The following is a 22474-nucleotide window of genomic DNA, read 5'->3' on the forward strand; positions in this document are numbered from 1 at the left end:
AGATGGGGATTTGATCAGAAAAGCGTTTGCCGGTTGTATTTTGAGGTTCGAGGAACGCCTCGCGCAGTCTAAATAAAAAGCAAACGGGCTACCAGATGGGCAGCCCGTTTGTACAGTGATTGATGAAAGAGATTACACTTTGATCAGTTTCACCCTGGTGTCATAAAAAGACACGCTGCCGCCAACTTTGTCGATCATGCAGGTGTTCTTCAGATGAGGATCGACCCACATGGCGGCATTGGCATGGACGCCGCCGGCCCGCTTTTTGTCGCCCTTGACAAGTTTGCCGTCAATGGTCACATCCACAGCCCCCGAATCCCAATGACCATGGCCCAGAGTAAAGGTAACCACTCCGGGGCGGATGGTCTCAGTCACTTGGACCTTACCGATCATCGGCTTCTTGTTGCCATTGCCCAGATCCCAGACACCATCCGGATTGGTGGCCGAAACCACCTTGACCTGGTCGCCGGTCTTCACCCCCAGCTTCTTGGCGTCGCCAGTGTGGAGGATAATCGCGTTCTCCGGCATGAGGTCGGTGAGATAGGGCATGGTGATGGTCCGCGCCTTGGTGTGGCGGATATCGCGCTGGGTGATCAGATGGAGCGGATAGCCCTCGGCGAGTTTGGCTGGCTCGTTGCCCAGGGTGTCGGCTACCGGCACATAGCGGGCAATGCCGTAGTAGGACTTGCCGGTGAAGGCATCCTTGCAGCCGGCGGTTTTCTCCTGGTAGAGATTGATCTGCTTGCCGCACTTGTTGGCCACCTGCTCGCCCTTGTAGGTGGCCGCCTGGGCGTCGAAGCGGCCGCCGCGATTCAGCACAGTCACCACCTTGGGCCAGGCAGCACCGGCGATCTTCTGCCAGCGTTCGGCATCAAAGACGTTTTTGGGTAGGTGCCGGCGTGATTTCAAGAACAGATCGATCTCCTCCTGAGAGGCGTCGGCCACCGGTTCCTTGCGGTCCAGGGCGATGTTGGCCACCATGCGGATGTAGAAGTCGTCCGGACGGCTGAAATCCTGGCCCTCGCCGAACCCGTCTTTACCAAATCCCTTGAAGCCTAGCTTTTCTGCAAGGGCGAGCCAGAAGGTCTCGTAGGAGATCGGCTGCTCCTCGCCAAAGACCTTGACCACCTCGTTGGGCGAGGCAATCACTGGCTGTCGGACCGGCTGGATGCGGACTGGCATGTTGGGATGCGAGCCCTGGAACTCCCAGCGCTCCAAGAAGTGGAGATCCGGGATGATGTAGTCGGCATACATCGAGGTCGGCCCGATAAGGATATCGCTGGCGATGTAGAGCGGCAGTTTGTCGAGATCGAGGAGGGCTTGAATCTGGGTATGCCCTGCCGGCAGAGAATAGGTCGGAGCCCCCATGTAGGAGAAGACCACCTTCGCCTGGTACGGATAGCCGTCGGCAATCGATGGCAGGATCTCTTCATAAACATCCGAGGAGATCGGCCACCAATTACGCTTGGCCGGATAGGACTCCTTGCCCTTGAACAGAGTGGATTCCTCGTATTTGATGTCGTGACGGATGATCGAGGTGCCGAAGGTCTTCAACCCCTTTGGTCCCATCTTCTTGAAGTTGAATGGCTGTTTGTCAGTGCTGCTGCTGGTACCGTCAACGTTGAAGGTCGAGGCGGCAATCATCCCGCCCTTCCAGTCGAAGTTGCCGATCAGCAGGTTGAGGTTCATGAAACTGGCGATATTGTAGAAGCCGTTGGTGTGCTGGGCCGGTCCTCGGTGCACATCGACACAGGCTTTCTTGCCGTAGCTGGTGAATTCCTTGGCCACGGCCTCGATGGTAGCCGCATCGGTGCCGCAGAGAGCCGCGTATTCGGAGAGTGTCTTCTCTTTGGCCGTCTCCAGCATCAGTTGCAGGCTACTCTTGACCTTGATTTCCTTGCCCTCGGCATCCTTGAGCAGGGTGTCGACGAATAGATCGCCGCTTACTGCTTGCTTGTCGTCGTTGGGGTCGAAGGCCACCGGTTGACCGTCCTTGATGGTCACCAGATATTCGAAGTCAAACTCCTTGCCGTCCTTGTCGGTGCGTTTCTCGGCTGCCTTCAAACCGATCTCCTGGGCGCGGAGGAACTTGCCGGGCTTGCCCTCTTTATCGAGCTTCACCAGCCAGGCACCGTTGCTCCAGGTCTGTTCCTTGATCACCGTGGCTGCCGCCTTGTTGCAGCAGGCGAGGAACTGGGCGTCATACTTCTTGTTCTCCAATATCCAGCGGGTCATGCCCATAGCGAAGGCGGCATCGGTGCCGGGTAGCACCGGCACCCAACGCTGGGCTTTGGCTGCCAGCTTGGTGCAGCGCGGATCGAGCACGGTTATCTTCAGCTTGCCGTCGGCCATCCGCTGGGTCATGCGCATGGCGCGGTTGGTGGGGCCGTAGTTGCCGTCGAACAGGTTGGCGCCGACAAAGAGGATGTAGTCGCTGTTCTCCTGGTCCGCCTGCCAGTAGAATTTCTGGCCGTCCTTGAAGCTGTTGCCGACATACTGCTCACTCATTGCCTTGCAGGCGAAGTAGAGCGAACCCTGACAGACCGTAGTATGGCCGTGGGTGTTGTTGGTGCCGAAAGCACCGGTGAAGGCGGCGGCGAAATTTGAGCGACCGGCTTTCTTGCGACCCCAGAAGTAGACGAATTGATTGTTCTTGGGTCCGAAGTCGGGATGCTCCGGGTCGATCAGGGCAGCCAAGTTGGCGGCATGTTTGGCCTTGAACTCCTCGATAGCCGCCTGCCGCTCCTCGGGTTTTTTCTTGCGCAGCGCTACGGCATCCTTGCCCATATCCTCGAAGGCCTTGCTGTCGGTCAGGGCATACAACTCTTTCAAGCCGGAAATCTGACGATTCTCCTCGCCGGTTACATGGGCAAACAGTTTGCCGCCACTGACAATCTCCTCAATGGCCTGGTTGAAAGGGATTGTGGTCCACTTGTTTTCCCCACGCTTGCCAGCCCGTTTCAACACCCTGGTCACTCGGTAGGGATCGTAGGCCCCCTGGTGGCCTGCCTGCCCCTTGGGACAGAGACCGGCGTCGACCATGACTGCCGTGGCTGGCGCATCCTTCATCTCCAGATGCGGATGGAGGTTGAAGGGATTGTAGGGATTGCCGTCGATCTTGACCGCAACGCCATCGAGAATCTTGACCTTGATGCCGCAGCCGGTATTGCAGTTGAGGCAGACGGAATAAAGAGTGTTCTCCGCCTTGAGCAGTTCGTAGGCCTCGGCCTGGGTCAGTTCACCGGCCTCGACCCGGGCGATCAGGTCGCGGGCGAAATCGAAATGGGTGGCCACGATGGCGCCGCAACCGGCCAGGGCCGAAGTTTTGAGGAAATCGCGGCGGGAGACGGTTTTTGCATTCTTATTTGCCATAGAGCACCTCCAGCTTTTCGGTGGCGACATAGTAGACCCGTGGCGCGGTTTTCTTGGCCGGCTTGAGCACTTGGACCTTGTTCGCCTTTTTGACCTGGGCGATCAGGCTCTGGGGATCGTTCTCATCGCCAAAATATCCGGACCGGCCGATGCAGGTAGTGATGCACATTGGTAACTGTCCTACAGCAAGGCGGTGGAGACAGAAATGGCATTTGCGGGCATTGCCCACCGGAGTGTTCTTGCCGGAGCGGGGCCATTTCTTGCCATATTCATAGCTGGCCATGGTCTCGTACTTTTGGATTGCCGGCGTACCGTCGCCGTGCATGCCGCCCTGATCCATGGTGCGGGCGTCGTAAGGGCAAGCAGGTACGCAGGCACCGCAACCGATGCACTGTTCGTAATTGATCATGACCAAGCCGGCGCTGAGACCCTCTGTTGACTTCCAGGTGGCTCCGTCCTTGCCCTTAACCGGACAGGCGGCGACACAGGGTGGATTGTCGCACTGCATGCAGGGCCGGGGGAGAAAGGTTCGGCTCACCTTGGGGTATTTGCCCTGCTCGTATTCATGCACCGGACGATAGTACATGCCGGGCGGCAGTTTATTTTCCGAAACACAGCCAACGGTGCAAGCATGACAACCGACGCACTTGCGCAGGTCAATCAGCATGGCCCATCGGCGGCTCTTCTCGGGTGCCTTGAGGGCTCGCTCGAGATCTTTCTGCATCACTACCAGAATATCTTCGTTCTGCATTCCTTTCCTCCTTTGATGGGCTTATTTCTTGTGGCAGCTTTCGCAATTTTCCTTAACGCTGAAGGCCTTTTTGCCGTTATGACAGGCGCCACAGGATTTACCCTGCTCCATGGCCTTCATGGTCACCGCCTTATGCTGCTTGGTGTTGGTATAGAGCTTGGCATGGCAGTCCTGACACTTCAATTCTGCCCCTGTCACATGATTTTCGTGGCTGAAAACCGTGTCTCCTCCCTTGTTTTTCATGGTGACATCGCCGCCGCCGATGCCGGCAAAGGCAACGCTTCCGGATAACATGACAAGTACCGCAGCTCGAGCCCACTTCATGGTCACCTCCCTGGCTAAGGTTTATTGACCGTATAAATATATCCGGCTAGACAGATGTTTACAAGGCGGGAGTGGGAACCGTTGACGTTAATTTTTCGCTGCGGTATTTTGGTGCGATGCAAACAATTACTGAACTGTTCAAATCACTGTCCGATGAAACCAGGCTGCGTCTGCTCATTCTCCTGCAAGGGGGAAGCGAGTATTGCGTCTGCGACTTAATGAACGCGCTTGATATGCCGCAATCGACGGTCTCCCGCCATTTGGCCTATCTGAAACGAAACGGATGGCTACAGGATCGGCGAGGTGGGGTATGGATGTATTATTCCTTGAAGAAAGACATGGATGCCTTTCTCCAGGCCCAACTGGTTCTCCTCATCAATCAGTTGGCGAACAATCCTGTCTACAGGGCTGATAAGCGGCGCCTTGAAGCGTACCTGCAGGCCAAGAACCCCAATTCCTGCAAATAACTGGGAGGAGCCATCATGTATCGGGGGTGGCCGTTCTCTTGTCTTCCCCGGCTTGAATGGCTCCAGATAGAGATTAGTTCCGACTGCACGGCCAACTGTTTTTATTGCCCCCGAACCGTGTACAAAGACCGATGGCTCACTCAGCATATGGAGGAGAGCCTTTTCCGCCGCTTGCTGCCAGCTTTCAAGAAAATTCGCTTCGTCCACCTGCAGGGCTGGGGCGATCCTTTCACTCACCCTCAATTCTTTGACTTTGCCCGCCTTGCCAAACATGCCGGCTGCCAGGTGGGAACCACCACCAACGGTATGCTGCTCAACGAGCGGATATGCGAACAGTTAGTCGAAGAACGCATTGACACAGTCGGGTTTTCCCTTGCCGGAACCGGCGCGGAGAACGATCACTATCGCCAAGGCACACGCCTTGAGAAAGTGTTGTCAGTCATTGAGGACATCCACCGGGCAAAGCAGCGAACTGGTGCCGACCGGCCACACCTGCACATTGCCTATCTTTTACTCAAGTCCGGGATAGCATACCTTGACCGTCTACCTGATCTGTTGCGCAACAGAGGTATTGCACAGGTGGTTATCAGTACCTTGGATGCGGTCGGCAGCCCTTTGTTGGCGAATGAAACGTTCTCGCCCGAGGATCGACTTGAAATGGACGAGGTGCGGCAGCATCTGGAAGAGGTTGTCGACGCCGGGCGCAAGGTGGGCCTGACCATCTACTACCGGCTCCCGGCAAATCCGAAAAAACAGGAGGGAGACCGACAATACATTGAAGATGAATCGTTCATTCCAATCCCTGAGCCGCAAATGTGCAGCGAAAATGTACAGTGTGCTGCCTTTATAGGCGTGACCGGCAACGTGTCGCCTTGCGTTTTTGTCAATTTGCCCATAACCGCTCCACCACCTGATCCTGCCGATTCCATAGCTCACCCCTATCGTCCCGTCGTGTTTGGCACCATAGCGAATGCCCGTTTTGAAAAAATCTGGCATTCACAGCCGTATGCATCCTTCCGCAAGGCTCATCACTCCGGCGCCATTCCAGCTGCATGCGAGCTGTGCACAAAGTTTTCTCGATAATAACCCTACTCTTTCACTAAGTTGCAGAATCAATCACCCCAAGGTAAAAACAGGTCAACAATCCTGAAAAATAGAGAAACTGTTTAGGCCACCGTTTCCATCCAAGCCATTGGGTCATTGCTTTTTTCCTCAGAGATATGGATGTCTGGCTAAATGCTACATCCGATGATTTTCTCTTACCAAATCGCATTGTCGGAATAAATGAAGTCCAACACAAAACGGAGACTTTCCTAGCCGTGGCCAGTTATTATATTCGATTTAAATACAATATGTTGAATGTCGCGCCACCCGTCGTTGTCAGGTGAAAATTCTCTCAGTCTCCCCCTGAAACCCCCTCTGTTTTTCCCCTCAACTACTTCCAAAACGATGTCACGCAGCAGGTGCGATGTCATCACCCCGGAAAAAAGAAGAGAGACCGATTGGAACGGTCGCCTTTTCCATTTTCACCAGGGATATGATCATCCATGCAGTCCATCATTCTGTCTTTAGCCAGCCGATACGCTCTTTCCACCGCCGAAGTCATCCAGGAAATCGAATCCGCTTTTGCTCGCCAGCTCTCCCAGTGGTACCGCCGGGAAGTCATGGTCTTTCTCCGGGAGGGTATGCAACTGGAGGTTGTGGCCTACGGCAAAAAGAACGGCCTTCCTGTGCAACGCACTCTCGATCTTCCGACTGTTCTTTCCCGCAATCAATTCAAGACCATTCTGGAAAACCACCTGGCCACTGCCGCAGTTATCAAACAGGTCCGCCAGCTCAAAGGGTTTGAGCGGCAGCTGCTCTGGGGCGAAGTCATCCGTAATCGGGCCTGCGACCATCTCCTGGTTGAAACCGAGATCATCCCGGACGAACCGATTATCGCCATCTGTCCCGTCAACCGGATCGGCCTGCATGAACGCCATGCTGGCCGTTTTCAGCCTGGCCAACGCCGGGCCTTCCACCTGCGCCGAATCGAACCGGTGCTTGTGAACGGCACCCCTCGTACCAAAGTCATCCTGGATCGGGTCTCGAAGACTCTGACCGAAAATTTGCTCCGCCATCATCTGGGCGATGCGGCAGATCGGTTTCACTTCCGCTGCCTGAAACGCTACGTCGGCCACAAGAGCATTGTCCTGACCACAAGAAGGTTGCCGCGCGAGGTAATCATCGCGGTGGACCGGGAACTCCAGGAACGGATCGAGGTCCGGATCGTCAAGGCCTTGTCATGAAGGCACCAGAACAGGCAGAGCCGAAGGTGCCCTGGACCCACATCGGACAAGGCGTACACCTCGATCATCCCCAGACGGTCATGGAACTGGGTGTGCCCGACAGCCATCGCAAGGGCCATTTTTGGTGTTTCGGTACCACCCGGGTCGGAAAGACCCGGATTATGGAGCACATCATCGAGCAGGATATCTGCAAGGGGTATTCGGTGGTGGCCATCGACCCTAAGGGCGATATCGATCTGTTCTCCAAGATCACCCAACTGGCCCATGAGACCGACCGGCTCGACGATCTGATGCTGATCACCCCGATCTTCCCCCAGTACAGCGCCATCCTTGACCCCTTGTCGTCCTACTACATGCCCGAGGAACTGGTGGCCCATATCACCGCCGGGGTGGCCATCGGCCGAGAACCGTATTTCTTCGGGGTGGCCTACGAGGTCAGCCTGGTGGTGGTCCAGGCCCTGATCATGCTGGCCGAGCAAGCCGGAACAAAGCCTTCCTTCAACCTCAATGACATCAAGAACCACATCAGCCATCAGGATCTGGAGCAGCTCAAGGAGAAGATCGACTACATTGACAGCCCGGAGGCCAAGCAGCTCTCCCTGGACATCCAGAAGATCCTCTCGACTCCGGCGGACTACTACTCCAAGGTGGCCAGCTCGCTGCGGGTGGCGCTCACCGAGCTGACCTCGGGTAATGTTGGCAAGATCATCGGAAAAGCTGACGAGAACCGCTTCATCCAACGGCTGGAAGAAGGCAAGGGCATCATCCTCGTGGTGCAGTTGGGATCACTGTTGACCAAGCGGGCCGCCTATACCGCCGGTAAGGTGATCATCTCCATGATCCAGGCCTTTGTCGGTCGAGTCTATTCCTCAGGCAGAGATGTAACGCCCTCGCTGGTGTTGCATATCGACGAGGCCCAGTCCGTCCTCTACCAGGGGATCGAGGACCTCTTTGCCAAGGCCGGCGGGGCCGGGGTGTTCATCCACGGCTACTGTCAATCGATCAGCCAGTTGTATGCCGAGGTGGGTGAAGATCGAGCCAACACCATCCTCGACAACTGCAACACCAAGCTGTTCATGCGGGTGCCGGATCCCAGCACCGCCAATTACGTCTCCGAACACCTGGGCGAAGAGAAACGGTTTTCTCCCATCATTTCCCTGGGAGGCAACGTCTCCATCCGCGAGACTGAAGAGGTACGGATTAAGCCGAGCGAAATCCTCAAGATGAAACCCCGCGAACTTTTTCTCATTACCTACTCCGGCACCTACAAAGGGGTGACCGCCACGGTTGAGGAGGGCAGGCTCAAGGTGGTCTTTCCGGATCTGGCCGGAGAGACCATCATCAAAAAACAAACCAAGAGCGGTTGATGCTGAGCATCTGGCCGACGATCATCCTGGGGGTGGCTTTGGTGCTGGTTGGCGTTGCCGGCATACTGGTGCTGCGGGGTGAGGAGCAGGACGCCCCCTCGTTCCTTGAACAGATGACGCTGAGCGCCCTCTCGCAGCGGTGGGTCAGGCCCAGATCATCTACCCGGATAGAGGGGGTGAAGCATATCTCGGAGCGGCCCGCCTCTGGCGGAACGAGCAGGTGATTGCCGAAGGCGTCGAGAAGTTTGAACTCGTGCATCCACGCGCTCAGTCCTTTGCCAGCCAGTTGCGGGCCTGGTCCTTTTTCAACCAGGCACCCGGGCAGCGTGCGGTCTGTTTGGAGGTTGTTCGCCTGCTTGACCGTGAAGGGCAGTGCCCTTCGGTGGTCGATGTCCAGGGCGATGTGGAAGCCGCCTGGGAACAGAACACCTATCGAATCCTGGCTAAGACCACGCTGATTGAACATTCCCTCAACGTGGCCGAACAAGTGGTCAAACTGCTCTCCGACAATCAGGCCTGGCATGTGATCCCGGATACCATGGTGGCCGCCTTGGGACATGACCTGGGTAAGCTCAAATCAGCGCGGGGTTCGCTCTATGCCCTGGGCGAGCATCCCCTGGCCGCCGGCGCCATCATTTCCGCCATCCCTGGGTTCAAGGAACTCTCCCGCAAGGAGGACATCCTCCGGGCCATCAAGATGCACCACAAGATGCCCGAGGGGTTACTGGGCAAGACCCTCAAGAAGGCTGATCAGCAGGCCCGGCAGCAGGAACTGGAACGGTGGGTGGGAGTGGAGGCAACCGAGGAAATCAAGGAGTCGCACGAAGAGGAAGCGAAAGAGAAGCCACTACAACCGTCATCCCGGGAAGCGGTGCAACGGGTGCAGGCTGATATCTATGGGGAAACCATCGATTCCACGTCAAGCCGGGAAGAGATCGCACCGCCTCAGCGGATGGACATCTCCAGTTGGTTCGATGCCGCTGGATTTTTGGCCATGCTCAAGCCCTACATCAACCGGATTGAGGGTCGGCGCTTTCTGGCCTTCTCCATGACCGATGGATTGGTCTATTTCCAGGTCAAGGTCTTGGAAGAGGTGGCCCGCAAGCAGGCTCAAGATGCCGGCTGCATGGAGATCGCCACCATGGCCCAGGATGATCCCACCATGCGCCAGGTGCTGTTCAGTGTTGTGCAGCAGTTGCGCCAGCAGCATGAAGTGATTGCCACCCATTTGATCAAGGCGACCTATTTCGGCGGCTACTTTCTGGTGACCAGGAAGTTCAACACGAAGATGCGAGGATACTATACCCCCTTCCATGCCGAGGCCTTTGGCTCCATCGCCGAGATGGAACGGGCCAAGCCGGATCTGCTTCGCGACATCCTCAGTGTCAGTCCCTATACCGGCAGTGAACAGGTGAGCTGATGGCCAAGGAACGGGAAGCCAAAGGGGCAAACGACACCAATGCCCAGATTATTACCACCGAGGGAGGCCGGATCTACAAGCCGGTCAACCTGCTCAGCGCCATATCCGAGATCCAGCAGTTCTATGTGATCGAGAGCAAGGGGCAGAATATTCCGGCCGAGTTCCTGACATTGGAGCGGACCATCGATTTTTTCAAGATCGGCTTGAAGAGCGGGTTCAACGAGGGCATTGCCCTGGTATTGCTGTTCCCGGTGTTCCACTTCTACCTCTTTCCCTTTGTCTTTCTCCACCTCGACTGGTTCAGCCATCTGCTCTTTGGTTGCATCCCCTATCTGCCCCTGATCATCAACACTCTCATGTGCAGCTACATCAGCCGCTACTTTGTCGGCAACATCACCCGCAAGGCGGTCAACTCGCTGCTTTCCGGCCGGGCGCTCTCCCTGCTGCTTAAGGCCTTTGTGGTTTATGTCATCTATTTGGTGCTGTTCCGGTTGAGCACCCCGGAGAACATTGGTCAGCTGGCTAGCCAGTTCGGCGCAAAAGCTCACGAAATCTATCACGGCTTCTTTGCCATCAAGCCGCATCTGGTGCCCCTGGCCACCAAGAGCAGCCTGCTCATGGTGCTGGCGGTGGTGTTTCCTTACGGATCGGTCTATCTGCTTGACTGCTGGCATCGCCACCGGATCAAGCGCAACATCCAACGTATTTCTGCCTAAACAGCAGCGGAGGTTCAACCATGGAACACGAAGAAAAAAAACAACGTCCCTCTTGGCAGGAGATTGAAGAGAGGAAAATCAATCTGGTGAAGGAAAAGGGCTCACGGGTCATGCGAGTCAACTCGCCGATTGGTTCGACCATGTTCAGTATCCTGCGGCAGTTTGACATGGCCTATGCCAATTTCAAGGGCCGGCTGGGAGAGATGGGCGGCATCACCTATGAAGAAGGGGCTGCCTTGATGGAAGAAGGGCGAGAGATCGTGATGGCCTTCTCTGATTTCACCGCACGGCTCAGCCGAAGGGTCAATTTCCGCTACTATGCCCCCAATGAAATCAAAGACTATCTGGAGTTACTCAAAGCTCAGGAGAAGAGCGAAGAGGCTTCGCGTGACGCAGAGGGGGCGGTTTCGGCCGAGTCATGACCCACCAAGGCAATTGCACCTTGCCTTGGTGGGCAAGGTCTGCTATCTCGCAAGCCATGAAACGGTTTTTCCAATTCCCCTCTACATGGAGCAGTCATGAACAAAACCGAATTGATTGATAAGGTCGCCAAAGAAAGCGCCTTGAGTAAATCAGCCGCCGAACAGGTGGTGAACAGCGTCTTCTCAGCCATCGCAGAGGCGATGAAGACCGGCGACAAGGTGACTCTGGCCGGATTTGGCACCTTCTCCACTGCTGACCGAGCCGCCCGTGAAGGACGAAATCCGCAATCGGGAGAAAAGATTGCTATTCCAGCTAAAAAGGCAGTGAAATTTAAACCTGGTTCGAAGCTTGTTGATGTTATTCAATGCCCAGAGAATTGATTCGGTCAACAGCTTTCAATTTATGTTCGTTGAGAAGGTGGGTGTAGCGTAAAACCATCTGTAAGGTGCTGTGTCCGAGTATCGCTGCCAAGGTTCTGATATCGGTGCCTGCCATGAGCATCTGGCTAGCAGCAGTATGGCGAAGGTCATGCATGTGCAAGAGTGGCAACTTTGCACGTTCCCTGGCTCTGTCAAATGAAGGTCTGAACCTTGAAGATGGAATGTTTTGGGCGTGCTGGCTTTTTCCTTCTCCTTTGAGAAAGACGAATTCATTGTCAAAGGCAGTTTTTTTCAGATCTTCAAGGGCTGTAATAACAGTTTTTGTTAAAGGGACGGTTCTTGGTTCATTTTTCGTAATATAGAGGGTCAGGGAGCGTCTATCGAAATCAATCTGGTGCCATTTCAATCCGGCAGCTTCACTTGGGCGCATCGCCGTGTGGAGCAGGATCAACACGTAAGGATACAGCCTTTTATTGCGACTAGCCTTGCATTCTTTGAGCAAACGTACAGCTTCATCTTCTTTGAGAAAGAAAATCCTCCCTTTGGGAACCTTTGGGCGTTCAATCGATTTGACAGGATTTTCAATAGGTAGTTCCCATTCTTTGCAGGCTTTGATGAAAAGGTGAGAAAGAAGAGCCAATTCCAACCGCACCGCATACGCAGATACTGATTTTAAACGTTGGTCCCGATATTTTGCGACGACGGATGGTGTGATATCGGGTAATAAAGTGTTCCTGCCAAATTTTTCTTTCAGAAGTTTTGCTATTCTTCTTTCCCGTTCCTGGGTTGTCAGGGCTTTTTGGGAAGTAACTGTTTCCAGATAGCGGTCAAAGGCCTCGTCAAGCGTACGATGAGCACGGCGCGGGTCTTTGAACCGCTGGTTTTTCATCTCCGCTTCCATTTCTGCTGCCCAGATACGTGCCTCTCCTTTTGTGTCGAACGTCCTGCTTATCGACTCGTATCCCTTGACGCGAACAGTAATGGTGTATGTCGTTTTCTTTTTCCCTTTTCTTGTGAGGATTCGAGCCATTTTGCCACCCTCGTTTTTGTTCCATTTTTGTTCCACTTCTTTCGTCAAAATATAGCAAAAGAGAGCACGAGAAAGCAAAAGGAATTTGTAAAGGAGGGGAGGGGAGGGGAGAAGAAAAGGGCTAACATCTCTCTATTTTCGAGATGTTAGCCCTTATTTTCTTTTGGTACCCGGAACGAGAATCGAACTCGTACAGCCAAAGGCCGAGGGATTTTAAGTCCCTTGCGTCTACCAGTTCCGCCATCCGGGCAGGATGGGGATTTTATACACTCCTCCGGTCGGTTTGTCAAACGGAGAAGCTTTTGAAGTTCCGGCAGGTTAACAGTGGCGTTTGGCTTTGCGGGTATGCTATGATGCCGCGATGTTTCTCGGGGTTTCCATTACGATCATCCATAAAGAGCATGCGCAAAGTCATCATTATAACAGTGGCCTTTATCTTGTTGGTTCTCATCGGAACCTTCGGCTACATGATTCTCGAGAACACCGGGTTTTGGATGGGCATGTATCTGACCATCATCACCGTGTTCACCGTGGGCTACGGCGACATCGTGCCCATTCATCCCTCGGGACGCATTTTCACCGTCTTTCTGGTGATCACCAGCGTCGCCTTTGTTTTTTATACCTTCACCAAGATCACCGAGACGATGATCGAGGGCGAGCTGCGCGGTTTGTACAAGAGGAGAAAGATGAACAAAGAGATCGCCCGGTTGCGGGACCATTACATTATCTGCGGCTTTGGTCGGATCGGCAAGGAAATCTGCAGGATTCTCCAGGAGCACCACCGTCCTTTCCTGGTGATTGAAAAGGACGAGGAGGAAATCAGAACCCTGGAGGAGTTGGGCTATCTGCGCTTGCAGGGGGACGCCGCCGACGACGAGGTACTGCAGACCGCCGGCATCGAGCGCGCCAAAGGGCTGGTGTCGGTGGTGGCCTCCGATGCCGACAACCTCTACATCACCCTCACTGCCCGCGGTTTGAACCCGGTTCTGTATATCATGGCCCGTTCCAGCGGCGGCCCCGGTGTGCAGATCAAACTCAAGCGGGCTGGAGCCTCGAAGGTGATTTCGCCCTATTCGATCGGCGCCCGCCGCATGGCCCATCTCATTGTCCGGCCAACGGTCGCCGATTTCATCGACCTGACCATGCGGGCCGGCGAACTCGATCTGATCATGGAGGAATTGCAGGTCGGCCCCGCGTCGCATCTCAGCGGCAAGAACCTGATCGAGTCCGAGATCCGCAAGAAGTACGACGTGATCGTGGTGGCGATCAAACGTCAGGATGGAAGCATGCTGTTCAATCCCAAGCCCGACTCGGTGATCATGGCCGGCGATATCCTCATCGTCCTGGGCGCCAGCGAGCACATCCTCGGCTTGGGTAAGGAGATGTGAACGCCGCGACCAGTCAGCTTCTCATTCCAATTCGCGTTCAGTTGTCATGTATCCTCGGGCGGGCACGATTTTTGGGCGTACCCGCCCTTGTATCTTGAAGGCAAAGACGAATCAGACCGAACGAACGATGGTCAGCATCTCCCGCACCGCATTTTCCAGCCCGACCAGCACCGCGCGGCTGATCACCGCATGGCCGATGCTCAACTCCTCGATATAGGGCAGGGCGGCGATGGGGTGGGTGTTGCGGTAGTCGAGCCCATGACCGGCGTTGACCCGCAGACCTGACTCATAAGCCAGTTCCGCGGTCTGCTCGATCAGCCGGAACTGCTGTTCCTGCTCTTCCATGGTCCGAGCCTCGCAGTAGCGGCCGGTGTGCAGTTCGACAAAGGTGGCGCCCACATCGAGCGCCGCCTGCACCTGGGCCGCATCCGCATCGACAAACAGCGACACCGGTATCCCCGCCTTGCGCATCTTGTCGATGGTCTTGGTCAGTTTCTTGGCATTGGCCAGCACATCCAGACCACCTTCGGTGGTCAGCTCCTTGCGCTTCTCGGGCACCAGGGTAACCATGTCCGGCACCACTTCCACGGCAATATCGACAATTTCAGGAACATTGGCCATCTCCAGATTGAGCTTGGTCTTGACCGTTTGGCGCAGCAACCGCACATCGCGGTCCTGAATATGGCGCCGATCCTCGCGCAGGTGAACGACGATGCCGTCGGCCCCGGCCAGTTCGCAGAGCGAGGCGGCCAGCACCGGGTCGGGTTCCTGGCCGCCGCGCGCCTGGCGGATGGTGGCCACATGGTCAACATTGATGGCGAGAAAGGGCATGGCTGTACTCCTTGTAGTTTGAAGCTGCTGAAACAACTCTTGTTCGTAATCCCACATGCGCACCGCTTCCTCTTCCGAGCGCTCGTGGTCGTAGCCGATCAGGTGTAGCATGCCGTGGATGATCAGCTGGGTCAGCCGGTGGTGCAGGCTGTGGCCTTGCTGGCCGGCCTCGCGGCGGGCGGTGTCCACCGAGATGAGGATGTCGCCCAGTTCGTTTTCCGGGGCGACGAATCCTTCCCCACCCTCGGCGGCGGGAAAGGAGAGCACGTTGGTGGGCCCATTTTTCCGGCGATACTGCTCGTTGTAGGCCGCCATTTCCGCATCGCCGAGAAAGACGACGCTGACGTCGGCCCCTTCCAGCTTGAGCAGGCGCGCAAGATGCTCGGAGCGCAGCTGCAGCAGACGGCGGTTGAGGGAATAATGGGCGATATCGTTGCTGAAACTGCAATGAACGGCCATGGTCAACCCTCCTTTTCGGCGCGGGCACGCCGGGCCGCATCCTGCTGCTCGTAGGCTTGGATGATTTCCTGAACCAATGGATGGCGGACCACGTCGGCCTTGGAGAAGTGGCGAAAGGCAATGCCCTTGATGCCGGTGAGGATCCGTTCGGCCTGAATCAGTCCGGATTTCTGCGTGCCTGGCAGGTCAATCTGGGTGACGTCGCCGGTAATCACCGCTTGCGAGTCGAAGCCGATGCGGGTGAGGAACATCTTCATCTGCTCGCGGGTGGTGTTCTGGGCCTCATCGAGGATGATGAAGGCGTTGTTCAGTGTCCGGCCGCGCATGAAGGCCAGCGGCGCCACCTCGATCACTCCGCGCTCGGTCAGCTCCTGCGTGCGTTCCTGACCCATCATGTCGTTGATGGCGTCGGTCAGCGGCCGCAGATAGGGATCGACCTTCTGGGCCATGTCGCCGGGCAGGAAACCGAGTTTCTCGCCGGCTTCCACCGCCGGCCGGGTGAGGATGATCTTGGCCACCTGCTCCTTGGCCAGGGCAGAAACCGCCATGGCCACAGCCAGATAGGTCTTGCCTGTGCCCGCCGGGCCGATGCCGAAGACAATGTCGTTTTCGCGGATCGCCTCGATGTAGAGTTTCTGGTTGACCGATTTGGGCGAGATCACCCGCTTGCGCGCGGTGATGCAGACCTTGTCGAGGAAGATTTCCTCCAGCCGGGCTTGAGGCGAGGATTCGAGGATCTTGACCCCAAAGGCGATATCCTGGCTGAAGACCGGATAGCCCTTGAGCAGCAGGCCATACATCTGCTGCAGGGTGGAGGCGGCCAGCTCGACCGCGTGCAGGCGGCCATTGATCCGCAGACCGTTGCCGCGGGCATTGATCGTCACCCCGGTGGCCTGCTCGATGGTGTGCAGGTTGCGGTTGAGCTCGCCGAACAACTGCTGGGCGAGCCTGTTGTCGGCAAAATCGATCTCCCGCGAGGTTTCGACGTTGAGGGCTGCCGAGGGCTTCACCTTACTTGGCTCCTCCGCCGGTCACGGCCTCGTCGACCATCTTTTGCAGGGCGGGCAGGGAACGGTCGCGCGCCGGCCGGCCGTTGATGAATAGCGACGGAGTGGCCGAGATGTCGGCGAGTTGGGCATCGCTCTTATCCTTGGCCAGCTGCATCTGCACTTCCTGGCCCGCCACGTCGGCCTTGTAACGCACCATGTCCAGGCCGATGCGCTGGGCGGTTTCGTCAATGACCGTCGGCGTCCAGGTGGTGATCTGGAACAGGGCGTCGTGCATCTCCCAGAATTTACCCTGCTTCTGGGCGGCAATCGAGGCCAGGGAGGCGGCTTCGGCCTGCTGATGCATGGGCAGCGGCAGGTGTTTGAAGACGATACGCAATTTGTCCGGGTTTTTGGCCAGCAGTTCGGCCAGCACCGGTTCCAGCTTGCCGCACCAGGGGCACTCGAAGTCGGAGAACAGCACCAGGGTCACCGGTGCATCCTCCTTGCCGCGCACCGGCGCGCCGGTGATATCGATCTTCTGGTTGAAGCTGACGTCGATGGCGGTATAGGTCTTGGCCTTTTCGTTGGCAAGATAGAGCATCTCGCCCCGGGCGGCGATATCGATGGCACTGACGCCCTGATCAACCGGCAGCACGCCCAACTGTTTGCCGTCCGGGGTGAAGATGTAGACCTTGGCATCGCTGCCGAGAATAAAAACCTTCTTGTTGTCCAGGCTTTGGGCGATGTCCACCGGTTTGGCCGGGATGGGCCAGGAGGCCTGTATCGACCAGTTGAGATTGCCGGCGGTATAGTTTTTTTTCGGTTCCTGGGCCTGGACGGTCAACGGCAGCAGCAGGGCGGCACAGAGGATGGTTTTTTTCAGCATGGGCGGGTTGGATCCTTTGGTGAAGGTGGGAGTGGAATTGTGCGCTTTGGGCGCGGAGCGGTCACCGGCGGCAATGGTTTTCTTGCGTTTAACTTCTTGAACTGACGCGATTACGCCCCTTGCTAGCGAAAATTGTGTTGCACTATACCGACAGGTCGGCGAATGCGCAAGCGGCAAGAGGGGGAGAACCGCGGCGGCGCGGCCCTGGCCTTATGTCTTGCCGACCGCCCGGCCGATCCGCCTGGTTTGGTGATGGCCACGTATTGTCCGTGGAGGTGAAAAGGGGGGCGCCTGGCACGGCGTTTTGGCTGAACTTATTGAAAACAGGCAATTTTGCCGAAACACTACATATTGCATTATTTATTATTGATGATCTCTATATGTTGTGATAAGTTGCCGTCGGCGATGGCGAGCGACCGACGCGAAAACCCATGCGGCACGATGCTGGCCAAAAGGGTGGCGCGACAAGGGCTTGCCGCCAGGGGAGGGGGGAGCGACCGGCCGCCGCCGCGCCGTTGATCCGCCGCCAAGAGAAGACGATGAGATGAATTCAGACCACGAGGCCACCATGACCAGAAGCATACCCAAACAGCAGTTGACCGATACCGCGGAAACCGTCCTTGAGCGGCGGTACTACCTTAAGGATGCGGAGGGCAAGCCGCTTGAAAACTGGGAAACCCTGTGCCGTCGGGTGAGCAATGCCGTGGCCCAGGTCGACCTGGATCAGCCCGATTACGAGGGGCTGGCCGACCGCTTCTTCACCATGATCTACTATCTCGACTTCCTGCCCAACTCGCCCTGTCTGATGAACGCCGGCACCGACCTCGGCCAGCTGTCGGCCTGCTTCGTCCTGCCGGTGGAAGATTCGATGGACGGCATCTTTACCTCCATCCGCAATGGTGCCCTGGTGCACAAGACCGGCGGCGGTACCGGCTACTCCTTCTCCCGCCTGCGGCCGAAAAACTCGGCGGTGCAGTCGACCCAGGGCGTGGCCTCCGGCCCCTTGAGCTTTGCCGCCGTGTTCGATGCCGCCACCGAAACCATCAAGCAGGGCGGCAAGCGAAGAGGCGCCAACATGGGCGTGCTCCGGGTGGATCATCCGGACATCCTGGAGTTCATCGTCGCCAAGCAGGATCAGACCCGCTACACCAACTTCAACTTCAGCGTCGCCATCACCGACCTGTTCATGGAGGCGGTGAAAAACGATCAGGAATATGACCTGATCGACCCCTCCAACGGCGACATCATCCGAACCCTGCGCGCCCGCGAGGTGTTCGACAAGATCGTCGATCTGGCCTGGCACAACGGCGAGCCCGGAGTGCTGTTCATCGACGCCGCCAACCGCGACAACACCACCCCGCAGCTGGGCAAGTTCGAGGCCACCAACCCGTGCGGCGAACAGTGGCTGCTGCCCTATGAGTCCTGCAATCTCGGCTCGATCAACCTGGGCCAGTACGTCAAGAACGGCAAGGTCGATTGGGAGCGGCTGGGCGCCACCGCCCGGCTGGCGGTGCGTTTTCTCGACAACGTCATCGACTGCAACCGCTTTCCCATCCCCGAGATCGCCGAGATGACCCAGAAGACCCGCAAGGTGGGCCTGGGCATCATGGGCCTGCACGACATGCTCATCCAGCTGGAACTGCCCTACGGCAGCGAGGAGGGCCGCCAAGCCGCGGCCGAGGTCATGGCCTTTGTCCGCACCGAGGCCGAGGCCGCCTCCATCGAACTGGCCACGATGAAGGGTCCTTTTCCCGCCTATGACGAGCGGTTCAACACATATCCGGCCCGGCGCAACGCCGCCCTGACCTCGATCCAACCCACCGGTACGGTGTCGATGATCGCCGATTGCGCCTCGGGTTGTGAGCCCTACTTCTCCATCGTCATGATCAAGAACGTCATGGACAACGACCGGCTGTTGATGGTCAACAAGCTCTTTGAACGCATCGCCCGCGCCGAGGGGTTCTATTCGGCCGAGCTGATGGAAAAGGTGGCCAAGAGCGGCACGGTCATCGGTCACGCCGCCATCCCCAAACGCTGGCAGGAGATCTTCCGCACCGCCCAGGACATCAGCCCGGAGCAGCACATCCGCATGCAGGGCGTCCTGCAGAAAAACGGAGTCGACAGCTCGATCTCCAAGACCATCAACCTGCCGTCCTCGGCCACCCAGGACGATGTGCGCACTGCCTACATGCTCGGCTTCGAGCTCGGTTGCAAGGGCTTGACCGTCTACCGCGACGGCTCCCGCGACCATCAGGTACTCAACACCGTGGCCAGCAGCGCCGACAAGACCGCCGTGGCCGGCAGCGAGGGGCTGGTGCAGAAGGCCACCTTGCCCGATGTGCTCAGCGCCAAGCGCTATCGGCTCAAGGACATCAACCAGGAAACCATCTATCTGATTGTCTGTTTCGACGAGGACGAAAAACCCATGGAGGTCTTTGCCAAGTTTCCCTTCGACAACCGGGTGGATTTGAAAGATAAATCCACCATGTGGACCACCACCTGCCGGCTGGTGTCGCTGGCGCTCCGGTATCAGATTCCCATGGATGAGATCATCAAGCAGCTGGATCGCTCCTCCGGCCACATGCTCGATCTGCCGGCCCAGTTGGGCAAGCTGTTGAAATCGTTCATGGCCGCCACCCAGCATGGATTCGCCTCGATCTGTCCGGAGTGTCAGGGAAAATTGGTGTTCGAGGAGGGGTGCGAGGTGTGCCGGGATTGCGGGTATTCGAAGTGTTCGTGATGGGGGAGTCCGGCGAGACGTGCCGATTCGTGCATTGGCGACACAGCTAATCTTTGTCGTTTGACTTTGTCTTTTCATCGGGTCGGAAAAGTAAAGAGAGACAATGAGCGAATGATATTAAGCGGTTCGGTAAGGAGAGTGTGAGACGAGGAGCCGATATTTTTAACTCAAGATCAGCCTATCAATACTGTTATATTCTAAATAAACATCAATGACATGAAGCTAAAAACTGGCGACGCTCTTCTAAAAGAAGCACAAAAACTTGGCGTTTCAACATCAGAAATTGGTGGCCCGGAAAATTGGGCTGAACTGCAAACAAGGGTAATGGAAGCAAAAAGGTTTAAGAGAGAAAGCCTTGCTTGGGCCGTTGCTCTTGCTTCAGCCATTGCTTCAGCGTTTAGCGCTGCTGCTGCTTGGTATGCCATTGTCTCCAAAATTCAATGCCCTTAGCCGGGTAGGGTGGGCACGGCTGTATCGTACCCACCAACGACTCGAATTCCTTCATGATTTTTTTTGATTGTTCCCCTGCTCCAGCGTGGGAACGCAGCCACACGCTCCCGCGTCGGAATTATGAGGACAACCACGTCGAGCTGGCATAACAGCCCCTGTTCGCGGGCATGGCCCGCTCCTACCATGGGGGCGTAGGAGCGGGCCATGCCCGCGATTTGAATCTGAGTGCGCCGCCCTGTAAAATATTCCGCAACCCAATTCTGCTATGCGCGAGGTAATGATGCGTCGAATTGTTTCCGTCGTGATCGGATTTCTGATCGGCTTGGACCTCCTGCCGTTTGCCGTTGCAACGGCCGAAACCTTAGCTGACATCGATCAGGAGATTCAGAGCAATCAGGCCATCAAGACCGATCGCGGCGGGCTGGATGCCTTCAATATTTACCAAGGCGTCACCAACGACCGCCTGGAGCGCAAAGTTGCCATTCTTGAGCAAGTTGCCATCCATCCCCGTTTTTATCAGACAGGGGACGGAACCAGAGACTACACCAATTTTTATTCGTTCACCAGCCGGGCGGGGTTCACCGACACCGAGCTGGCTATCGTCCAGACCGATGCGCCGCTGCGTCTCTATCGGCGGGGCGACAGCGGCTATAGGGAGGCCTCGGGTTACCTGGGCAGTTGGTGGAGCGATCAGTATCGCGGCGTGCCCTCTAGTCGGGACGAGTTGGCCATCTTGGCGGCCTGGGGCAGCGATTTGCAGCGTATTTACGTGATCGATATGCCGGCGGGCCACACCCTGATCGGCGGCACCGCCGCCCCGATGGAACGAAACGGGGAATATCGACCCGGCGGTGGTTCTCAGTTCTACTACCGGGGCGCACCCGTCGATTGGCTGGTCTACGCGCTCTTTGCCCCCGATTACCTAAAAAGCTATGCCGGCGCGGTGACCGGTGCGCAGAAATTGGGACACGGCATTGCCGTCGACTTGGGGGACCACCTCGATCAAACCCGTCATGCGGCGACCATTGACCGTGCATCGAATGATGGCGGGGCAGGGGACCAGCGGGATGCCGTGTGGCTGCGAGGGTTTGGCGGCGATTTGGACTTCGATGAGGATGACGGCAACGCGGTTGATGCCCAGAGCACGGGAATGAGCCTCGGCTGGCAGCGCAGGTTCGGCGGCACATCATCAAGCGATCGATCAAGGACGTACCTGGGCCTGCTGCTGTCCCAAGGGCGGCAAGAGCAGCAGTATCAGGCCAGCGGTGTCGAAAACACGGCCGAGACAACAATGGGCGGACTCTACGGGCTGTACCTGCACGACCGATTGGCTCCCCGTTCCTGGTTTGGCAGCTTTTCCCTGCTGTACGGCGGGCTCGACCTGGACAATGCGGTTCCGGGCGAGCTGGGGCATGGGCTGGATCAGACCTATGACGGCAACCTCATGGTGCTGACCGTGGCCAACGGCCTGACCTTCCGCTGGCACGACGGCTGGTCGCTCACGCCGCAACTCCAGCTTTCCCACGCCAAGGTGGATCAGGATGATTTCAACGATGACCTGGGCGCGCGCATCAGGCTGCGCCAGGGGGATTCCTTGGTGGGCCGCCTTGGCGTGGAAGTGGGCAAGACCCTGTGGCCCACCGGTTGGCTGCAGGCCCATTGCTGGACTAAGATTAGCTATCTCCGCGATTTTTCAGCGACCAACGAGGTTTGGGTGGCGGATGACCTGGCCAGGAGCGCCGTGGATGAGGACGGATATCTGATGGCGGTGGGCGCCACAGTGCAGCTCGGCCAACGATGGAGCCTGCGTGGCCAGGTGGAAACGTTTGCCGGCGGTGAGCAGGGGGTTCAGGGAAGTTTGGCTGTGCACTATGGGTGGTGATCTGCCAGGCCACGCGAGACAGAAAGGCATTACTGAAATTACGGGGACAGTATATGTTTTTGACCGAGCAAGGGCAGGCGTCCAAGGCACTGGCTTGGCTTTGCGACAGCGCTTTCGCGCGCAAAAATGGGTGCTGTTTGGGCGAAGCGCCTGGAGCGCGACGGGGGTAGCTCATCCTCGCCGGTGCAAAAGGGGTGACGGCCCGTTTGACACCCCGGTTGCCATGCACAAAATTGGCAGTTCCAGGCTGCAAAATGAACTTCTCATCATGTTTGGCAAGGCAAAGTTTGACGCTCTGTCGTGCTGATTTT

At 57.0% G+C, this 22474-nt stretch carries 20 protein-coding genes and 1 tRNA gene; 12 read left to right on the top strand and 9 right to left on the bottom strand.

Annotated elements, in window-relative coordinates:
• Window positions 1–132: 132 nt before the first annotated feature.
• Genes DESPR_RS06355 through DESPR_RS06365 form a run of 3 tightly spaced genes read right to left on the bottom strand, consistent with a single transcriptional unit; the run spans window position 133 to window position 4447 of the window.
• Entirely contained in the window at window positions 133–3372 is a 3240-nt protein-coding gene (locus DESPR_RS06355) for a molybdopterin-dependent oxidoreductase (protein ID WP_015723985.1), read from the bottom strand.
• On the bottom strand, window positions 3362–4123 hold the full coding sequence (locus DESPR_RS06360; protein WP_015723986.1) for a 4Fe-4S dicluster domain-containing protein: 762 nt from the start codon (window positions 4121–4123) through the stop codon (window positions 3362–3364). The genes DESPR_RS06355 and DESPR_RS06360 overlap by 11 nt, the downstream gene beginning before the upstream one ends.
• Window positions 4124–4144: 21 nt before the next feature.
• The gene (locus tag DESPR_RS06365) at window positions 4145–4447 is read right to left on the bottom strand and encodes a cytochrome c3 family protein (protein ID WP_015723987.1); all 303 of its coding nucleotides are present in this window, start codon (window positions 4445–4447) and stop codon (window positions 4145–4147) included.
• A 71-nt stretch (window positions 4448–4518) separates the two neighbouring features.
• On the opposite strand from DESPR_RS06365, the gene DESPR_RS06370 reads away from it, so the two are divergent.
• The 4 genes from DESPR_RS06370 to DESPR_RS06385 all read left to right on the top strand — a co-directional run bounded on the left by DESPR_RS06370 (window position 4519) and on the right by DESPR_RS06385 (window position 8569).
• A complete protein-coding gene (locus DESPR_RS06370; RefSeq protein WP_218918281.1) occupies window positions 4519–4914 on the top strand; it encodes an ArsR/SmtB family transcription factor in 396 nt (131 codons plus the stop codon).
• Between the two features lie 15 nt (window positions 4915–4929).
• Complete coding sequence (locus DESPR_RS06375; protein WP_015723989.1) at window positions 4930–5997, top strand: radical SAM protein; 1068 nt, start codon at window positions 4930–4932, stop codon at window positions 5995–5997.
• Window positions 5998–6461: 464 nt separating this feature from the next.
• Entirely contained in the window at window positions 6462–7202 is a 741-nt protein-coding gene (locus tag DESPR_RS06380) for a hypothetical protein (RefSeq protein ID WP_015723990.1), read from the top strand.
• On the top strand, window positions 7199–8569 hold the full coding sequence (locus DESPR_RS06385; protein WP_015723991.1) for a type IV secretory system conjugative DNA transfer family protein: 1371 nt from the start codon (window positions 7199–7201) through the stop codon (window positions 8567–8569). The genes DESPR_RS06380 and DESPR_RS06385 overlap by 4 nt, the downstream gene beginning before the upstream one ends.
• Here DESPR_RS06385 and DESPR_RS18395 read toward each other — a convergent pair.
• Complete coding sequence (locus DESPR_RS18395) at window positions 8544–8828, bottom strand: hypothetical protein (protein WP_169701543.1); 285 nt, start codon at window positions 8826–8828, stop codon at window positions 8544–8546. The two genes, DESPR_RS06385 and DESPR_RS18395, sit on opposite strands and share 26 nt — an antisense overlap.
• On the opposite strand from DESPR_RS18395, the gene DESPR_RS06395 reads away from it, so the two are divergent.
• The 4 genes from DESPR_RS06395 to DESPR_RS06410 all read left to right on the top strand — a co-directional run bounded on the left by DESPR_RS06395 (window position 8823) and on the right by DESPR_RS06410 (window position 11508).
• Window positions 8823–9989 (top strand): HD domain-containing protein, encoded by a 1167-nt coding sequence (locus DESPR_RS06395; RefSeq protein WP_169701544.1) that lies wholly within the window; start codon window positions 8823–8825, stop codon window positions 9987–9989. The two genes, DESPR_RS18395 and DESPR_RS06395, sit on opposite strands and share 6 nt — an antisense overlap.
• A complete protein-coding gene (locus DESPR_RS06400) occupies window positions 9989–10705 on the top strand; it encodes a hypothetical protein (protein WP_015723993.1) in 717 nt (238 codons plus the stop codon). The genes DESPR_RS06395 and DESPR_RS06400 overlap by 1 nt, the downstream gene beginning before the upstream one ends.
• Window positions 10706–10725: 20 nt before the next feature.
• The gene (locus tag DESPR_RS06405; protein ID WP_015723994.1) at window positions 10726–11127 is read left to right on the top strand and encodes a hypothetical protein; all 402 of its coding nucleotides are present in this window, start codon (window positions 10726–10728) and stop codon (window positions 11125–11127) included.
• A 96-nt stretch (window positions 11128–11223) separates the two neighbouring features.
• The gene (locus DESPR_RS06410; RefSeq protein WP_015723995.1) at window positions 11224–11508 is read left to right on the top strand and encodes an HU family DNA-binding protein; all 285 of its coding nucleotides are present in this window, start codon (window positions 11224–11226) and stop codon (window positions 11506–11508) included.
• Here the strand turns inward: DESPR_RS06410 and DESPR_RS06415 are convergent.
• On the bottom strand, window positions 11486–12538 hold the full coding sequence (locus DESPR_RS06415) for a tyrosine-type recombinase/integrase (protein ID WP_015723996.1): 1053 nt from the start codon (window positions 12536–12538) through the stop codon (window positions 11486–11488). The genes DESPR_RS06410 and DESPR_RS06415 overlap by 23 nt on opposite strands.
• Window positions 12539–12702: 164 nt before the next feature.
• Window positions 12703–12788: transfer RNA gene (locus DESPR_RS06420), tRNA-Leu, on the bottom strand.
• A 151-nt stretch (window positions 12789–12939) separates the two neighbouring features.
• Between DESPR_RS06420 and DESPR_RS06425 the strand changes: the two genes are divergently transcribed.
• A complete protein-coding gene (locus DESPR_RS06425) occupies window positions 12940–13926 on the top strand; it encodes a potassium channel family protein (RefSeq protein ID WP_015723997.1) in 987 nt (328 codons plus the stop codon).
• A gap of 111 nt (window positions 13927–14037) precedes the next feature.
• On the opposite strand, the gene DESPR_RS06430 is transcribed toward DESPR_RS06425, so the two are convergent.
• The 3 genes from DESPR_RS06430 to DESPR_RS06440 are packed head-to-tail and all read right to left on the bottom strand — an operon-like array spanning window position 14038 to window position 17091.
• Entirely contained in the window at window positions 14038–15216 is a 1179-nt protein-coding gene (locus DESPR_RS06430; protein ID WP_015723998.1) for a pyridoxine 5'-phosphate synthase, read from the bottom strand.
• 2 nt (window positions 15217–15218) lie between these two features.
• A complete protein-coding gene (locus DESPR_RS06435; RefSeq protein ID WP_015723999.1) occupies window positions 15219–16226 on the bottom strand; it encodes a PhoH family protein in 1008 nt (335 codons plus the stop codon).
• A gap of 1 nt (window position 16227) precedes the next feature.
• Window positions 16228–17091, bottom strand: a complete 864-nt coding sequence (locus DESPR_RS06440; RefSeq protein WP_015724000.1) for a thioredoxin domain-containing protein — start codon at window positions 17089–17091, stop codon at window positions 16228–16230.
• A gap of 568 nt (window positions 17092–17659) precedes the next feature.
• On the opposite strand from DESPR_RS06440, the gene DESPR_RS06445 reads away from it, so the two are divergent.
• From DESPR_RS06445 to DESPR_RS17160, 3 genes are all read left to right on the top strand, one after another.
• Complete coding sequence (locus DESPR_RS06445; RefSeq protein ID WP_015724001.1) at window positions 17660–19831, top strand: adenosylcobalamin-dependent ribonucleoside-diphosphate reductase; 2172 nt, start codon at window positions 17660–17662, stop codon at window positions 19829–19831.
• 216 nt (window positions 19832–20047) lie between these two features.
• Window positions 20048–20281 (top strand): hypothetical protein, encoded by a 234-nt coding sequence (locus DESPR_RS18400; protein ID WP_169701545.1) that lies wholly within the window; start codon window positions 20048–20050, stop codon window positions 20279–20281.
• 301 nt (window positions 20282–20582) lie between these two features.
• On the top strand, window positions 20583–22163 hold the full coding sequence (locus DESPR_RS17160; RefSeq protein WP_169701546.1) for an autotransporter domain-containing protein: 1581 nt from the start codon (window positions 20583–20585) through the stop codon (window positions 22161–22163).
• Window positions 22164–22474: the final 311 nt, after the last annotated feature.

The organism is Desulfobulbus propionicus DSM 2032, assembly GCF_000186885.1.
In the GTDB taxonomy this organism is placed as follows: domain Bacteria; phylum Desulfobacterota; class Desulfobulbia; order Desulfobulbales; family Desulfobulbaceae; genus Desulfobulbus; species Desulfobulbus propionicus.

Excerpts from the sequence above, each read along its gene's own strand:
- DESPR_RS06355 (WP_015723985.1), bottom strand. The coding sequence starts at position 3,372 with ATGGCAAATAAGAATGCAAAAACCGTCTCCCGCCGCGATTTCCTCAAA.
- DESPR_RS06360 (WP_015723986.1), bottom strand. The coding sequence starts at position 4,123 with ATGCAGAACGAAGATATTCTGGTAGTGATGCAGAAAGATCTCGAGCGA.
- DESPR_RS06365 (WP_015723987.1), bottom strand. The coding sequence starts at position 4,447 with ATGAAGTGGGCTCGAGCTGCGGTACTTGTCATGTTATCCGGAAGCGTT.
- DESPR_RS06375 (WP_015723989.1), top strand. The coding sequence starts at position 4,930 with ATGTATCGGGGGTGGCCGTTCTCTTGTCTTCCCCGGCTTGAATGGCTC.
- DESPR_RS06380 (WP_015723990.1), top strand. The coding sequence starts at position 6,462 with ATGCAGTCCATCATTCTGTCTTTAGCCAGCCGATACGCTCTTTCCACC.
- DESPR_RS06385 (WP_015723991.1), top strand. The coding sequence starts at position 7,199 with ATGAAGGCACCAGAACAGGCAGAGCCGAAGGTGCCCTGGACCCACATC.
- DESPR_RS18395 (WP_169701543.1), bottom strand. The coding sequence starts at position 8,828 with ATGCACGAGTTCAAACTTCTCGACGCCTTCGGCAATCACCTGCTCGTT.
- DESPR_RS06400 (WP_015723993.1), top strand. The coding sequence starts at position 9,989 with ATGGCCAAGGAACGGGAAGCCAAAGGGGCAAACGACACCAATGCCCAG.
- DESPR_RS06405 (WP_015723994.1), top strand. The coding sequence starts at position 10,726 with ATGGAACACGAAGAAAAAAAACAACGTCCCTCTTGGCAGGAGATTGAA.
- DESPR_RS06410 (WP_015723995.1), top strand. The coding sequence starts at position 11,224 with ATGAACAAAACCGAATTGATTGATAAGGTCGCCAAAGAAAGCGCCTTG.
- DESPR_RS06415 (WP_015723996.1), bottom strand. The coding sequence starts at position 12,538 with ATGGCTCGAATCCTCACAAGAAAAGGGAAAAAGAAAACGACATACACC.
- DESPR_RS06425 (WP_015723997.1), top strand. The coding sequence starts at position 12,940 with ATGCGCAAAGTCATCATTATAACAGTGGCCTTTATCTTGTTGGTTCTC.
- DESPR_RS06430 (WP_015723998.1), bottom strand. The coding sequence starts at position 15,216 with ATGGCCGTTCATTGCAGTTTCAGCAACGATATCGCCCATTATTCCCTC.
- DESPR_RS06440 (WP_015724000.1), bottom strand. The coding sequence starts at position 17,091 with ATGCTGAAAAAAACCATCCTCTGTGCCGCCCTGCTGCTGCCGTTGACC.
- DESPR_RS06445 (WP_015724001.1), top strand. The coding sequence starts at position 17,660 with ATGACCAGAAGCATACCCAAACAGCAGTTGACCGATACCGCGGAAACC.
- DESPR_RS18400 (WP_169701545.1), top strand. The coding sequence starts at position 20,048 with ATGAAGCTAAAAACTGGCGACGCTCTTCTAAAAGAAGCACAAAAACTT.